This is a genomic window from Oceanobacillus sp. CAU 1775, from assembly GCF_054482815.1.
This window is the reverse complement of record NZ_JBTLRO010000008.1, coordinates 67,419-83,838: the sequence shown is the minus strand read 5'-3', so window position 1 is coordinate 83,838 and position 16,420 is coordinate 67,419. Positions and strand designations below refer to the sequence as shown.

14 protein-coding genes, 2 tRNA genes and 1 other annotated feature are annotated in these 16,420 nt (G+C 37.2%); all 16 genes read left to right on the top strand.

Annotated elements, in window-relative coordinates:
- The first annotated feature begins 46 nt into the window (after positions 1–46).
- The 16 genes from ACXYMZ_RS13630 (at position 47) to ACXYMZ_RS13555 (ending at position 16,370) form a co-directional block, all read left to right on the top strand.
- On the top strand, positions 47–1,165 hold the full coding sequence (locus ACXYMZ_RS13630; protein ID WP_458948960.1) for an HD-GYP domain-containing protein: 1,119 nt from the start codon (positions 47–49) through the stop codon (positions 1,163–1,165).
- Positions 1,166–1,285: 120 nt separating this feature from the next.
- Positions 1,286–2,758 (top strand): IMP dehydrogenase, encoded by a 1,473-nt coding sequence (guaB, locus tag ACXYMZ_RS13625; protein ID WP_458948959.1) that lies wholly within the window; start codon positions 1,286–1,288, stop codon positions 2,756–2,758.
- Positions 2,759–3,130: 372 nt separating this feature from the next.
- Positions 3,131–4,471, top strand: a complete 1,341-nt coding sequence (locus ACXYMZ_RS13620) for a D-alanyl-D-alanine carboxypeptidase family protein (protein ID WP_458948958.1) — start codon at positions 3,131–3,133, stop codon at positions 4,469–4,471.
- A gap of 66 nt (positions 4,472–4,537) precedes the next feature.
- Positions 4,538–4,761: a binding site (T-box leader), on the top strand.
- Between the two features lie 52 nt (positions 4,762–4,813).
- On the top strand, positions 4,814–6,082 hold the full coding sequence (serS, locus tag ACXYMZ_RS13615; RefSeq protein WP_458948957.1) for a serine--tRNA ligase: 1,269 nt from the start codon (positions 4,814–4,816) through the stop codon (positions 6,080–6,082).
- Positions 6,083–6,278: 196 nt separating this feature from the next.
- Positions 6,279–7,724, top strand: coding sequence for a serine hydrolase domain-containing protein (locus ACXYMZ_RS13610; protein ID WP_458948956.1), 1,446 nt, complete (start codon positions 6,279–6,281; stop codon positions 7,722–7,724).
- Positions 7,725–7,878: 154 nt separating this feature from the next.
- Positions 7,879–7,971, top strand: a tRNA-Ser gene (locus tag ACXYMZ_RS13605).
- 754 nt (positions 7,972–8,725) lie between these two features.
- Positions 8,726–9,544, top strand: a complete 819-nt coding sequence (gene proC / locus ACXYMZ_RS13600) for a pyrroline-5-carboxylate reductase (RefSeq protein ID WP_458948955.1) — start codon at positions 8,726–8,728, stop codon at positions 9,542–9,544.
- A 70-nt stretch (positions 9,545–9,614) separates the two neighbouring features.
- A tRNA-Arg gene (locus ACXYMZ_RS13595) sits at positions 9,615–9,686 on the top strand.
- Between the two features lie 112 nt (positions 9,687–9,798).
- Complete coding sequence (locus ACXYMZ_RS13590; protein WP_458948954.1) at positions 9,799–10,608, top strand: MBL fold metallo-hydrolase; 810 nt, start codon at positions 9,799–9,801, stop codon at positions 10,606–10,608.
- 117 nt (positions 10,609–10,725) lie between these two features.
- Positions 10,726–12,438, top strand: a complete 1,713-nt coding sequence (acsA, locus tag ACXYMZ_RS13585) for an acetate--CoA ligase (RefSeq protein ID WP_458948953.1) — start codon at positions 10,726–10,728, stop codon at positions 12,436–12,438.
- 22 nt (positions 12,439–12,460) lie between these two features.
- The gene (locus ACXYMZ_RS13580; protein WP_458948952.1) at positions 12,461–12,973 is read left to right on the top strand and encodes a hypothetical protein; all 513 of its coding nucleotides are present in this window, start codon (positions 12,461–12,463) and stop codon (positions 12,971–12,973) included.
- Between the two features lie 124 nt (positions 12,974–13,097).
- On the top strand, positions 13,098–13,613 hold the full coding sequence (locus ACXYMZ_RS13575; RefSeq protein ID WP_458948951.1) for a type 1 glutamine amidotransferase domain-containing protein: 516 nt from the start codon (positions 13,098–13,100) through the stop codon (positions 13,611–13,613).
- A gap of 125 nt (positions 13,614–13,738) precedes the next feature.
- On the top strand, positions 13,739–14,269 hold the full coding sequence (locus ACXYMZ_RS13570; RefSeq protein WP_458948950.1) for an RNA polymerase sigma factor: 531 nt from the start codon (positions 13,739–13,741) through the stop codon (positions 14,267–14,269).
- Complete coding sequence (locus ACXYMZ_RS13565) at positions 14,256–14,981, top strand: hypothetical protein (RefSeq protein ID WP_458948949.1); 726 nt, start codon at positions 14,256–14,258, stop codon at positions 14,979–14,981. Before ACXYMZ_RS13570 ends, ACXYMZ_RS13565 begins: the two co-directional genes overlap by 14 nt.
- A gap of 116 nt (positions 14,982–15,097) precedes the next feature.
- Entirely contained in the window at positions 15,098–15,349 is a 252-nt protein-coding gene (locus ACXYMZ_RS13560) for a histidine kinase (protein WP_458948948.1), read from the top strand.
- 70 nt (positions 15,350–15,419) lie between these two features.
- Positions 15,420–16,370 carry an AEC family transporter gene (locus ACXYMZ_RS13555; protein WP_458948947.1) on the top strand — a complete coding sequence of 317 codons (951 nt, stop codon included), beginning with the start codon at positions 15,420–15,422 and terminating at the stop codon, positions 16,368–16,370.
- Positions 16,371–16,420: the final 50 nt, after the last annotated feature.

Genomic DNA, 16,420 nt, shown 5'->3' with positions numbered 1-16,420 from the left:
ATACAGAGTTAATTTTAGAAGTTTCATTCTATTTGGAGGTATGACGATGCAAGTACAAACGTCACAATTAAGAGAAGGTTATGTGCTTTTAAAAGATATTTTAGGTAAATCTGGTCGTCCCATAATGAAAGCTAATACTGTTTTAACAGAAGAACATATTATGATACTACAAAACTTTTTAATTCCAGTCGCTGATGTAAGAACAAAGCTTGATTATGATTATGGTGTGAAGCGAAGAGAAAATTCGCAGCAAGTAAATGTTGTGGAAGAAAAAGTAAAAACAAATGATAAAGAAATTGCACCACCAAAAGAGCCAGAAAAATCCTCATTCAAAAATCATTATTTAGAGGTTGTTTCAAGCTTTAAAAAGGAATATATGCAGTGGAACAGCGGCGTTCCAGTTAATATTGCCAATGTAAGAGAAATGATTATTCCACTTTTATCCCGTGTGGAAGAACTCGATATAGAACCATATACTTTGTATGATTATAGCGACCCAGGGGAGTATATTTATCATCATGCGGTTTCCGTTAGTGTTATCGCCGCTTTCATCGCAAAGGAATTAGGCTTTAGTAAAGGTGAAGCACTACAAGTCGGACTTGCAGGTATTCTATGTGATGCAGGTATGACAAGAGTTGATGAGGAAATTATCAAAAAAGGTGGACCATTAACAGAAAAGCAACAGCAAGATATTCGGAACCATCCCATTTATTCTTTCCGTATGGTAGAGAATTTACCTGCAATATCACCTTCTGTAAAAACTGCTGTGCTGCAACATCATGAACGAATGGACGGTAGTGGTTACCCTGGAGGTAAATCAGGTGATGAGATACATATTTTTGCTAGAATTTTAGCAATTAGTGATACATACGATGCGATGGCAAGTGAAAGATTATATAAGAATCGCCAACCTGTTTATAAAGTTTTATCAGAAATTGAAAAAGAACAATACATTGCATTCGATTCAAAAATCGTACAAGTATTTATCAAAAGCTTGTCGATTCGTTCGTTAGGTAAACGCGTGGAATTATCTGATGGGAAAACAGGCGAGATTGTTTTTATAAATGAAACAGATCCGACAAGACCACTGATCAAGTTAGATGATACACAAGAGATTATTAGCCTTGTTGAGAAACAAGCGCTTGAAATTATAAAGTTCATTTGATAAAATTTTGAATATTTTTGTTTTATCTTTTTAATCCATGGTAGTTGAAAAAGCTTAACTGATGGCGTAAAGTTAGTAAAAATAGATAGCGATGGGAAAAAACTATGAGGAGGCTCTAAAATGCGTGAAGATAAATTTGGCAAAGAAGGGTTAACATTCGATGATGTTCTATTAGTTCCTGCAGAATCAAATGTTTTACCTAATGAAGTAAAACTAGATACAAAGTTATCGGAAAGATTGAAATTGAAATCCCCTTTCATTAGTGCTGGTATGGATACAGTTACGGAAGCAGAAATGGCGATTGCAATGGCGAGACAAGGTGGTTTTGGAGTCATTCATAAGAATATGAGTATTGATGAACAAGCAGAGCTCGTGGACCGTGTGAAGCGTTCTGAGAGTGGAGTCATTACGAATCCATTTTTCCTAACTCCTGAACATCAAGTATACGATGCCGAACATCTAATGGGTAAATTTAAAATATCAGGTGTTCCAATTGTAAATGAAATCGAAGAACAGAAACTTGTAGGAATTTTGACGAATCGTGACTTACGATTCATTCAGGATTATTCTATTTCTATCTCAGAAGTGATGACAAGCGAAAACCTAGTTACCGCACCAGTTGGCACGACACTTGAAGAAGCAGAAAGCCTCTTGCAAAAATATAAAATTGAGAAATTACCACTTGTTGATGATAAAGGTATCCTTAAAGGCTTAATTACAATCAAGGATATTGAAAAGGTAATTGAATTCCCGAACTCTGCAAAAGATGAACAGGGTAGACTAATTGTTGCCGCTGCAGTAGGAGTTACAGGTGATGCGATGAATCGTATCGAAAAGCTTGTTGATGCAGGCGTTGATGCGGTTGTAATTGATACAGCACACGGCCATTCGGCTGGCGTAATCAATCAAGTGAAAAAAGTTCGAGAAACATATCCAAATCTTGATATTATCGCAGGGAACGTAGCAACTGCAGAGGGTACTGTAGCATTAATCGAAGCAGGAGCAACTGTTGTTAAAGTTGGTATCGGACCTGGATCAATTTGTACAACTCGTGTAGTCGCAGGAGTTGGGGTACCACAAATTACAGCTGTCTATGATTGTGCCAGAGCAGCTGCAGAATATAATGTTCCCGTCATTGCAGATGGTGGAATTAAATATTCTGGAGATATCGTTAAAGCAATTGCAGCAGGAGCGCACGCTGTTATGTTAGGTAGTATGTTTGCTGGTACGACAGAAAGCCCTGGTGAAACAGAAATTTACCAAGGAAGAAAATATAAAGTGTATCGCGGCATGGGATCTCTTGGTGCAATGAAGGCTGGTTCTAAAGACCGTTACTTCCAAGATGCAACAGATGACAGCAAAAAATTAGTTCCTGAAGGCATTGAAGGTCGTGTTCCATACAAAGGAGCGCTATCTGATATCGCGCACCAGCTAGCTGGTGGCCTACGTTCTGGAATGGGTTATTGTGGCACAGCGACAATCGAAGACTTACGTAAAAATGGACAATTTGTTCGCATCACAAACGCAGGCCTAATCGAAAGCCACCCACATGACGTCCAAATCACAAAAGAAGCACCGAACTATTCGGTTTAATAAAAGACATAACTCTTTAAATTTGATTTAAAATAATGAGCCAAACTCCAAATTACGCTCGGAGCAGTTCGCATGCCGCGAGACTCCTGCAGGAGGAAGGCATAGGTGAGACCCCACAGCATCGCGAAGCGTGCGAGGAGGCTCACCAGCCGCCTGCGGAAAGCGAGTGGCATGCGAACTGCGGACTTCAGAATAGAGAGTTGGATATGCTATTTTAAACGTTTTACGTAGATAGTTAAGTGCATATGAAAAGATAAAATGATTACTTTTTACCATTTAATAGACGGATATCCGTCTATTTTTTTGGGTGAATATATGATAGAATAACAATCGTGTTACATATATTTTTAAAAGACGTTGGAGGTAAGAAATTTGATTCAAATGATGAAAAAAGGTCTATCGATTGTACTGATAACAGTATTATTGATGACAACATTTATGTTAGAGCCACTCGTTGCAAATGCAGAAGAAACAATTGATTTAAACGCAGAATCCGCTATTTTAGTCGATGCAGGTTCAGGTAAAATTTTATACGAAAAAAATGCAGACGTTGCTCTACCTCCAGCTAGTATGACAAAAATGATGACAGAATACCTTGTTCTAAAAGCAATTAACGAAGGACAATTTGGTTGGGATGATACCACACAAATTAGTGATTATCCTTTTTCCATATCTGCAAATAATTTATTTTCAGGAATTGGTTTAACCCAAAATAAAGATTATGTTGTTCGTGACTTATATAATGCGATGGCAGTGTTCTCAGATAATGGAGCAACAATTGCATTAGCAGAGCTTGTTTCTGGTACAGAATCAGAATTTGTTAATTTAATGAATGAAACAGCCGAAGAAATTGGTTTAACGGATTATAAATTTGTAAATAGTACAGGTCTAGATAATAATTCGCTAGGTGATGATGCACCAGAAGGAACAGACCCAAATGCAAGTAACCTTCTGTCAGCAAGAGCTGCTGCACAGTTAGCATACCGTTTGGTAAATGACTATCCTGATGCATTAGATTATTCAAGTCAGTTAAAAGTAGAATTTGATGGCTATACTGTAGAAAATTTAAACTGGATGTTGCCGCATGAAGCATCATTCTTACAACCGTTTCATTATGAAGGAATGGATGGTTTAAAAACTGGTAATACTGCTCTTGCAGGTTATACTTTTACAGGGACAGCAGAAAGAGATGGCAAGCGCCTAATTACGGTCGTTATGAAAACAGATAGTAAAGAAGAACGTTTTCAAGAAACGGCGAAGCTTCTAGACTTCGGATTTGATCACTTCCAAGAAACAGAGCTTTTTGCTACTGGCTTCCAGCTTGAAGATCAAGTAACGCTGCCAGTTGCAAAGGGTAAGGAAGATGAGGTTAGTATTTCCATTAATGAGTCGATCACGCAGCCAATTCAACAAGACACCCAAGAATTATATTCGCTTGAATATACATTCGAGGAAGATAAATTGAATGAAGATGGCGAGCTAACAGCACCAATTGAAAAAGGTGAAGTAATCGGTACAGCTCATGTTGTTTATACAGGTGAAGGTACTGACTCTGGTTACTTGTTCGCAAATACACCACTTACAGTAGATATCGTAAGTGATGAAGCAGTTGAAAAAGCAAATTGGTTTATGTTAACACTTGGTGCAATTGGCGATTTCTTTGGAGGCATTTTCACTGCTTCCGTCGATTGGATCAAAGGATTATTTAGTTAAATAAATACTTATTCTATTTGGACACTTGCATTTCTAAAATGAATTGGGTATGATAAATGCAATTAATGAAAAGTGTTGATAGGAAATAGTAGCAGATTTTTTCTTCTAAAAGAGAGTCGATGGTTGGTGCAAATCGATGTGGAAATGCTGTGAATCCATCCTTGAACTGGTTTATGGAAATTTTTTAGAGTAAATAAACCCGGGAGAAGCGCCGTTATAGCTGTGAGCCGGAAGAGAGTGATCTCTTCAACAAGGGTGGCAACGCGGGAATTCAAACTCTCGTCCCTATTTTTGGGACGGGAGTTTTTTGGTATTTAAAATATATTTAAGGAGGAATTGTACATGTTAGATATGAAATTTTTACGTAATAATTATGATGAGGTTAAAGCAAAGCTACAACACAGAGGGGAAGATTTATCAGAGCTTGATACATTCGGCGAGCTTGATGAAAGACGTCGTACGCTGATTGTTGAGACAGAACAGTTAAAAGCAAAAAGGAATGCAGCAACACAGGAGATCGCGAAGCTTAAAAAGGAAAAACAAGATGCAGAACCAGCAATCAAAGAAATGCGCGAGGTTGGTGATGAGATTGCAAAGCTTGATAAAGAGCTTCGTGAGATTGAAGAGAAGTTGGAGCATGTGATGTATTCAATCCCTAACATTCCTCATGAGAGTGTGCCAATTGGCGAGGATGAAGAAGATAACGTAGTACATCGTACATGGGGTGAACAGACAGCTTTTGATTTTGAAATTAAGCCGCATTGGGATGTTGCAACAGACTTAGCAATTGTTGATTTTGAGCGTGCAGCAAAAGTAACCGGAAGCCGTTTCGTTTTCTACACAGGTCTAGGTGCTCGTTTGGAACGTGCGTTAATTAACTTCATGATGGACTACCATGCAGATAACCATGATTATCGCGAAGTTTTACCACCATATATTGTGAACCGCATGAGTATGACTGGTACTGGTCAACTTCCAAAATTTGAAGAAGATGCATTTAAGCTAGAGGGAACAGATTATTACTTAATCCCAACTTCTGAAGTCCCTGTAACGAACTACCATCGTGATGAAATTATGCTTGATTTACCAAAACGATATGTCGCATACAGTGCAAACTTCCGCTCTGAAGCAGGTTCTGCAGGCCGAGATACACGCGGATTAATTCGTCAGCATCAATTTAATAAAGTGGAACTCGTTCATTTTGTAAAACCAGAGGAATCTTATGAAACACTTGAAACGCTAACAGGTCATGCAGAGAAAATTCTTCAAGAGCTTGAACTACCATACAGAGTAATGAGCATGTGTACAGGTGATTTAGGCTTTACAGCAGCAAAGAAATACGATATTGAAGTTTGGATCCCAAGCCAAGAAACATATCGTGAAATTTCTTCTTGTTCAAACTTTGAAGATTTCCAAGCAAGACGCGCAGGTATTCGTTTCCGTCGTGAAGCGAATGGTAAAGCAGAATATGTGCATACATTAAATGGTTCAGGTCTTGCAATTGGTCGTACAGTAGCAGCAATTTTAGAAAACTACCAGCAAGAAGATGGAACGGTACGTGTTCCAAAAGCACTTGTGCCATATATGGGTGGAAAAGAAGTTATAAAATAATATTAATAGCTTTATCTTAAAAGCTCTTTATCGCAGTGAAATTCACCATCGAATTCACTGCGATATTTTTATTTTATAAAGAGGGATTATGACTATTTGTGTAGAACTTACTAATGTAGCCGTAATAAAGGACTTGAGAGAAGGAGAACAATTGAAGACTGGATTTCTAAAGATTATAGTTATTTTTATAATAATAATGATTTCTATACTGGGAAATGGTGTAGTAAACGCAAGTGAAATAAATGATTTAACGGAGTCGGAAGAAAAACAAATAGAAAAAGTTATAACTGAAAATATGAATAAGGGAAAGATTCCAGGACTAGCGATAACAATCGTGAAAGATGATAAAACCGTTTACCAAAAAGGGTTTGGGTATTCGAATGTAGATGAAGAAAAACCAGTCACACCTAAGTCTTTATTTGAATTAGCATCGAATAGTAAAGCTTTCACTGCATTAGCTATTTTTAGTTTAGTTGAAAGTGGAGAAATAGAGCTTAGCGATCCTGTAACGACATATATCCCTTGGCTAAAGATGAAGTACGGAGGGGAAGAAGTCCCAATAACGATTGAGCAAGCATTAAATCACACAACTGGAATTCCGGCCTCTACGATACATTTAATTCCTATTTCTAATGAGGATCAAGCGTTGGAAGAAACGGTGAGAGCTTTAATCGAAATAGAATTAGACAGTGAACCTGGAAAAGTCTATCAATATGCGACAATAAACTACGATATCCTAGGATTAATTATCGAAAAGGTAACAGATGATACATATGAAAATTTTATGGAAGAAGCGATTATAAAACCATTGGGATTAAATAATACATATTTATTCCGCACCGACGAAATGAACAACCAAATGACTGATGGTTACAAAATTGGATTTTTAAACGCCCAACAATTCGAAGCGCCAATATACAGAGGGAACAAACCGGCAGGATATATCATATCAAACGGAGAAGATATGGCAACATGGCTAAAGATCCAAATGGATACGATGCCTGACATTGATTTTGATCAAGCAATTATTCATAAGAGTCATGAGGCTGAGCGTGCTCTTGATTTAGCAGGCAATGAAGTTTTCTATGCTGGTGGTTGGTTCCTTGAAGAGAATGAACAGATCACACATGACGGAATGAATCCAAACTATGCAACTTATGTAACATTCAATAAGCAAGAAAAAATTGGAGTTGCGGTATTGGGTAATATGAGTTCAAATTTAGTTCAAAATATTGGAATTGAAATAAATGAAATACTTCAGGGAGAAATTATTAGTGATAATATTGAAGATCCAAATCAATCTCTAGATAAGGTGGCACTTGGTGTCATTGGGTTTTTCATCATCTTAATTTTAGTTATTATAATTTTTATCCTAAGAATTATAATCAAGTTAGCTAAAAAACAATTATATTTTAAATCTAGAGATAGAAAAAGCATTCTTAAACTAACTTTTTCTTTATTATTTATTTTGGGATTAAGTTATTTTATTTATATCATACCAAGTCTCTTATCTGCTGGTTATTCATGGGAAGCTGTGTTTGTTTGGAGTCCTAGCAGTGTTCAGGTGGCGGTGTATTTGTTCTTTATGAGTGTTTGGGTTATTTATCTATTTGCTATTTTGAAGATCCATTCGAAGGAATGAACATGAAGCTTAGAAAATTTGGTTCTCTGAGCTTTTCATTTTTTTATCAACTTGGATGTCATAGGTAATCTCGATATTAAACTTTGCCTAAGAATTTTTATAAATATGTTGACAAAATCCGACAACCTATGATATATTAAATCTTGTCTTTAACGGAGGTATACCCAAGTCCGGCTGAAGGGATTGGTCTTGAAAACCAACAGGCGGGTCAAACCGCGCGGGGGTTCGAATCCCTCTACCTCCTCCATTTTTTTATAATAGTAAATGACAAACGCTTGCTTGCAGGCGTTTTTTTGTGTTTTAAGGGTGGAATTTTGTGTGGTCGCTGAAGTTCACAGTGAAGTCGCCGATGTTCACTGTCAAGTAGCCCAAGTTCACAATTGAGTCGCCCAAAGTTCACAATATACTAGCCGAAGTTCACAAATTATAGACTCTAACTACATAATCCGCTCCAATATCTTCACTCTTTCATCTAAATATACCTATGTGGGACGGCTTTTTCTTTAGAACTAGTCCGTTTAATGGAAATCCCGAAGTGGACACAAATTTCCCCGAAGTTTTCACACAAAAACCCGAAGTGGACACAAATTATCCCGAAGCAGACATACAAAATCCCGAAGTTCACAATTACCCTAACAAAACCTCCATATCAATTCTCATAAATTAGTTAAAATATAAGTCTTTTCAGATAAATCACCTTGACATGCAAACAAAAACCTCATATAGTAAACAAAAGCATAATTTAGACAGTGATCAGAATAGTAATATAAGAACTATATAACAGGAAATGGAATCCACCGACTGAGAGATTCCTTGATATAAGCTTATATGAACCTACCTGGGAGTCGTTAGTAAAAGCTAACCACAGGCAACTGTGTTATCAATAAAGAGCTGGGCATACATATGCCAAAATAGGTGGTAACGCGGAAACTGATTTCGTCCTTTTAATTAAAGGATAAATCGGTTTTTTTATATTTCTTAAAAAAAGGAGCTGTTGCATGATGGAAAAGATCGTATTTCTTGGTTCAGGATCAATGGCAGAGGCAATCATTTCTGGAATTTTAAAAGCAGGAATTGTAAAGAGTGAAAATATTTTTGTGACGAATAAGCACGATACAGCAAGGTTAGAATTTATGGAAGACAAGTACCATGTAAGAACAAGCTATAATCAAAAAGAACTTCTCCAAGATGCTGAGGTCGTTGTCTTAGCGATGAAGCCTAAAGATGTTCAAGAAGCACTTATAGACGTACGAGATTACCTAACTGAAAAACAATTGATTCTCTCCGTGATTGCTGGTGTGATGACAGAAATGATTGAAGAAGTAATCGGTAAAAAGTCACCAGTAATTCGCGCGATGCCTAACACGTCAGCTAAGATTGGTCTTTCAGCAACGGCACTTGCGATGGGGCGCTATGTAGAAGCTAGTCATGAAGTAGTCACGCAGACTCTATTTCAAACCATTGGCACAACAAAAATTATTCAAGAACAAGATATGCATACCGTAACGGCAGTAGCTGGAAGTGGTCCTGCATTTATTTATTATTTTGTAGAGGCAATGACAGATGCTGCAGTAAATGCGGGATTAGATCAAAAGACTGCAGATGACCTCATTACGCAAACGATTATTGGAGCGGGTAGAATGCTGAAGGAATCTGGAGAAACACCTGCAACCTTGAGAAAAAATATTACGAGTCAGGGTGGGACGACGGAAGCAGGGCTAGATAGTTTAGCTGCTAATAACTTTGAGGATATTATTGCGCAGTGTATTGAAAGTGCGAGGAAACGTTCGATGGAGCTTGGTGAAGCATATCGTATTTAAAATAAATTACATCCACCCCTTGCAAATAACACCTACATTTTTATATAATTACACTATTGTTTTCTAACTAGACTCCGTAGCTCAGGGGATAGAGCATTGGCCTCCTAAGCCTTGTGCGCAGGTTCGATTCCTGCCGGGGTCGTAACTAATGAAAAAAATCATGTACATCAACGTGATTTTTTTATCAACAAAAATGAACAACCATTCATTTTATGGTATTCTATTTAGACAGGGTTTACGGGAAGGAGTAACATATGTTATTTCAAAAAGAAGTTTCTATTCATGAACATAATAATGTCCGTTATATTGAAGGGACTGTAGCTTTTAATAAAGTTAAATTAAACACGATAAGCTATGAAGTTGACGGAGTCTTAATTGATACAGGTGCCAAGTCCTTAATCAAAGAGTTTACACCGTTTTTTAAAGAGATGGATGTGGATCAGGTTGTGATCACGCATCATCATGAGGATCACACAGGTGCTGCAGCTTTTTTACAAAAGGAATACAATCTACCAGTATACACGCATCCAATGATGCAAAAATATAATATAGAAAAAGCGAGCTATCCATTTTACAGAAAAATATTTTGGGGGAATCGCGAGCCTTTTGAGGGAAAAACAATAGGAAAAACCTTTAAATCAAGAAATGCTACATGGGATGTCATTGAAACTCCAGGCCATGCAAAAGACCATTTGGCTTTTCTAAATCAACAAACTGGACAGTTGTTTTCTGGAGATTTATTTGTGACGCCAAAAACGAAGTTAATTCTTCGAAACGAAAGCATTCCAACGATCATTCACTCGATTGAACATACGCTAACATATGATTTTGAAGAAATGTTCTGTTGCCATGCAGGCTATGTAAGGGATGGCAAGAAAGCATTGATGGCCAAGCTTGAATACCTGAAGGAATTACAAGGCGAAGTGCTTTTCTTGAACAATCAGGGATATCATGCAAAAGAAATTCAAAAGAAAGTTTTTGGGAAAAAATATCCAATTACATTCTTTTCTTTAGGAGAGTGGGATTCCCTTCATATTATCCAGTCGATTATCGATGAAGGTTGATATCTGTTTGAAAAGCTTTTCATCTATAAGGCTTTGCTCTAGAATAAAAGTATCTACTATATGTAATATTCACTTTTTGAATAATGATAGCGATTACATTAAAGGGGGAGAAAAGAAATGGATATGAAAACCATTTCTGTAAGAGAGGGAAGTTATAATCTACAAGATTACGATCAATTTCGTCGTCACTTCTCATGGGATCAAGTAAATCAGGCTTTCTCTTGGCACGTTACGGGCAAGGTAAACGTTGCTTATGAGGCGCTCGATCGTCATGCAATGAATCCTGATACAAGAGATAAATTGGCACTTATTTATGCAACTCCAGAACGTGAGGAGTCTTATACTTATTCGGAGTTAAGTAAAAGTAGTAATCGATTTGCAAATGTTTTAAGGAAATATGGGGTGGAAAAAGGGGAAAATGTTTTTATCCTATCACCTAAAACTCCTGATTATTATAATGTTTTCTTTGGTGTATTAAAAACGGGAGCTGTTGCTGCTCCTTTATCAGCCGCGTTTATGGAGCAGGCAATAAGAGACCGCTTAGAGGATAGTGAAGCTAGTATTCTAGTAACAACGAAAGAGCTTTTAAATAGAGTGCCTTATGAAAAACTACCAGCTTTAAAAAAGATTATTGTGATTGGTGAAGCGCCTAAAGAAGCATTATTTATTAATTATGAAGAAGAATTGGCGATTGCATCTGAGGAATTTGAAATGGAATGGGTGGATTTAGAAGCTGGAATGATGCTCCATTATACGTCCGGTTCCACAGGAAAACCTAAGGGAGTTTATCATGTTCATCAGGCAATGATTCAGCAATACGCGACATCTGAATGGGTATTGGATTTAAAAGAAGATGATATTTATTGGTGTACGGCTGATCCGGGCTGGATTACTGGCACGAGTTACGGAATACTAGGTCCGTTCATGCACGGTGTTACAACATTTATTAATGACGGGACATTTACGCCGAAGCAATTTTATCAAGTTATTGAAAAATACCAATTAACCGTTTGGTATACATCCCCGAATATTTTAAGAATTTTAATGAGTCAAGGCGAAGAATCCATTAAAAACTATAATCTTTCTTCTCTAAGACATATGCTAAGTATTGGTGAAGCGCTTAGTCCTGAGACAGTGAGTTGGGTGCTAAATAACTTTAATTTACGTATTCATGATACTTGGTGGATGACTGAAACAGGGGCACAAATAATTGTGAATCTACCTTGTAATGAGATTCGACCAGGTTCGATGGGGAAACCAATTCCAGGTGTGGAAGCAGCAATTATTGATAATGAAGGGAATAAACTTCCGCCAAATCAGATGGGGACCCTTGCAATTAAAAAAGGCTGGCCAGCGATGATGCGACAGATTTTGAATAATCCTTGGGAATATGAAAGTTATTTTCTTGACGACTGGTATCTCTCAGGTGACAGTGCTTATTATGATGAGGACGGCTACTTCTGGTTCCAAGGTCGTTTAGATGATGTGATAAATGCTTCTGGAGAGCGAATCGGACCATTTGAAATAGAGTCGAAGCTTGTTGAGCATCCAGCTGTTGCTGAAGCAGGAGTAATTGGAAAACCAGACCCAGTGCATGGTGAAATTATTAAAGCATTTATCATTTTAAATGAGAACCATGAAAAATCAGTAGCATTACAAGATGAGATTCGTGATTTTATTACTGCTGAATTAAGTACGCATGCAACACCAGATGAAATTGAAATTGTGGATACGATCCCTAAAACAAGAAGCGGAAAAATCATGCGTCGTTTGTTGAAATCATGGGAACTAGATTTACCTGAGGGAGATATATCAGGGATGGATAGATAGTAGTTAAAGGAGGCGCAGACTTATGGAAAAAAAGACAAAAACAGATGAGCTGATTCATCGATATCCAGGAACAGACATGGAAATGATACCTGGTGATATTCTTTATTCTCATAAGTATGCTCTCTCCTCTTTATTTGTGGGACATATAGCAATCGTAGGTGAAAATTATCGGATTTATCATATCAATCGTTGGAAACCATTTGGCCATGCCGATAGTATGCCGGTTTATCTTTCCCGACATAAAAAGGGAGAGAAACTCACAGTGATGCGTTATAAAAATCAAGAAGCAGCAAAACAAGCTGCGATTTGGGCAATGCTTCATTATGATGAGAGTAAAAGATATGTTTTTGAGCGCGACCTCCTCGATGTGGAGAACAATTACTGTTCTAAATTTATCTGGCAAGCCTTCTACTTCGGAAATGACAAGCAAGTCGATCTGCTAAAAGAAAGTAAACGCCGAAACCTAAAACAACTCATCATGCCCGGCCTACTCTACAAGAAATTCAATAAAATCCTCACCTTCCGAAACACCTAGTGAAACATGGGGACGGTTCTCGTGTTGCAGTCAATGCAACATAAGAACCGTCCCCATGTTTCATTCTTGATGATTTGGGAAGACTGTCTAATGTATAAGTTTTATGGAAAGGGAGATGAATTAAATGGGAAAAAAGATTGCTGTTGTAATTACGGATATGTTTGAAGACGTTGAGTATACGGACCCTGTGGAAGCATTTAAGGATGCAGGTCACGAGGTTGTGACAATAGGAACGGAAGCAGGTGCTACTGCAACTGGTAAAAAAGATAATACAAAAGTTTCGATTGATTTTGGTATAGCAGATGCAGATCCGAATGATTTTGATGCTTTATTTATCCCAGGTGGATTTTCACCAGATATCCTCCGTGGAGATGACCGATTCGTAGCGTTTGCGAAACACTTTATGGACGAGAAAAAGCCAACCTTTGCAATTTGTCATGGCCCACAGCTCCTGATTACAGCTAAAACACTAGAAGGCCGAGACGCAACAGGTTATAAATCAATCCAAGTCGACATGGAATATGCAGGAGCAAAAGTTAGAGACGAAGAAGTCGTTGTTTGCCAAAACCAATTAGTAACAAGCAGACAACCAGACGACATCCCAGCATTCAACCGCGAATCGCTGAACCTTTTAAAATAGAATGAAACATGGGGACGGTTCTCGCGTTGCATTGCGCAACGAGAGAACCGTCCTCTTTTTTATGAGAAAATGTAACCTTTCTATTTATTTTCCGTTAATATAGTGAGGGGGAGAGGAGGAAGGCCATGAATGATTCTCAACATCTGATTAAGCAGCAGATAAATGATTGGTACCATATGCATAGTAATGATATTTACAATTATATTGTCTTTTTGATGAAGGATCATGAACAAGCAAAAGATATCTTGCAGGACACATACATACGTGCTTATAAAAAATTTGACTCTTTTCAAGGGGAGAACCCCAAAGCTTGGCTTTTTACAATAGCACGAAACATAACAATGGATTACTTTAGAAAGAAAAAACCAATAACATATCTATTAGAATCAATTCCAATCCTTCAAGCGACTGAACAAACTCCCGAGCAAGTTACACTCTTAAATGAATCGGAGCAACAATTATATAGAGCATTAAATAAATTAAAACGACAACAGAGAGATGTTATTATCCTTAGAAAAATAAAAGAATTTTCGATAAAAGAAACAGCCAGCATTCTGCATTGGTCAGAAAGCAAAGTGAAAGTTCAATTGCATCGTGCAATGATAGCTTTGAAGAAGGAATTAGAAAAGGAGGAGGATATCCATGAAGCCTTTTGAAAGAGAAGATGAACTAGATAGAAAATTAAAGTCTATTAATAATAAATTTCGAATGACAGGAAAAGAACAGCAATCTATCTTAGCAAATATAAATGGTCAAATGGATAGCCAGCCCTCTACTCGACATAAAAAATCTACACGCTGGAAATACTATTTCACTTCAACTGCTGCCATATTTATTATACTAATTTTAGCACTACCTTTTATGAATAATACTTTTGAAAATCAGATGGGGAGTAGTGAGTTTTCAGGAAAGCTCTTTGAAGTATTTTCTAGTTCTGTTTATAAAGGTCCTAGTCTAAATGTTGGTGTGATAGGAGAAGAGCCAGATGTGAGAGAAAAAAATGTCCACTTTCATACAATTACATTCAATGATTTGAAAGAAGATGGTCCTGGTTTTGACGCTATTATTATTATGAAAGACCTTCTAAAAGAAGCAGCAGATGATAAATATATTGAGGTGTATCAGGATTTAAAGATCCCTATTTTCTTTGTGGAATCACAAAAATCATATGTGCCTTTTATTACAGAAGGTTTAACTTATGATAAAGTTCCAGATATGAATATTCATGTGTATTTCACAGGGATATTATTTCGCACAAAAGATGATTTCCAGGTCTGGGAATTTGAATTATATAATAATGTTAAAAGCTCTATAAACATATTGAAAACATATTCGAGCTTGTTTGAAACAATAGAATCTTTAAGATGAAACATGGGGACGGTTCTCGCGTTGCATTGAGCAACGCAAGAGCCGTCTTTTTTATGATAGAGTTAATATTAAAATGCTACATTTAAATTACACTAAGAAGAGGCATCACCCATACATTGGAAAAAGTAAAATGGATATTATTCTCAAGCGCTGCATTATTGATTACTATCCCAATACTTATTGTAATCATTACCGACCAACCATTTAGCTCTACTTTCAGTAATACAGCCCTATTTTCAGCTCTTTCGCTTATTATCCTTGGTAAGTTGATTACTGTGATCCAAAAGAAAAAAGTAAACAAAATATACGCAACAGACATCGGAATGATTATCGGATTATTTATTGTTCTATTAATAAGAGTTATTTGAATGCAACACGAGAACCGTCCCCATGTTTCATTCATAAGCTAATGCATGAGTGAAAAGGGTGGGATGGGTGTTGCTTTCTTCGAGTGCGTTTGTTTTGGCGATGGTGCCGCTTTATTTGATGTCGCTGATTGGGTTTCTTGGGCGAAAAATTGGACTTCTTCATGCGAATACCAATCAAGTGATTACACATCTGATGCTTAACATAACTTTACCTGCATTAATATTATTTTCCCTGCAAACTACTTTTTCAATGGAGCTTCTAACAGATTTCCTTTGGCTTGTCCTCATGTCAATCTTCATTCTCGTAATCTCTGTATATGCTGCTGCATGGCTCAGGAAAAAAGCCTCCCTCCCTTTAGAACAAAAAACAGTCTATGAAAGCTTAATTATATTTGGCAACCAAGGTTTCATCGGTTTTGCTGTCAGCTATATCATCCTAGGAAACCAAGGAATCATCTATTTAACCTTTTTTAACATTTGTTATTTAGTTCTAATCTGGACTTACGGAATCTACCTATTTACGAAAAATGAAAAAAGCGTAAACTGGAGGGCATTATTTTTAAATCCAGGCATTTTATCAACGATAATTGGCTCGCTAATGCTATTCCTTCCCTACAATTGGCCCGCGCCACTGCTTGAGACATTCGAAACAGTCGGGAAAATGACGATCCCCCTATCGATGCTATTAATAGGGAGTTTACTAGCTGAAATTCGTACGCAAGATCTAAAGAAATATAGTAAAAATCTCTCTATCTGGCTAGCGGCAAGCTTCAGGTTACTCGTCCTCCCATTATTTTTATTTATCTTTCTATTATTTCCTGTATCCTTTCCATTAATTATAATCGCCGTACTAACCTCCGCGATGCCAAGCGCCTCTACTACCTCACTTTACGCACAAAGATATGGAGGAGACGCTGGATTTGCATCCTTTGGTGTTATTCTGACCACCATCCTATGTATCTTCACAATTCCACTTCTTTACAGTCTATTACAATGGTTATTTCCATATTTTTATAATTGAACCGTATCTATTTAGTAAAAATGTTAATACTATGGAAAAATAAGCCTAGG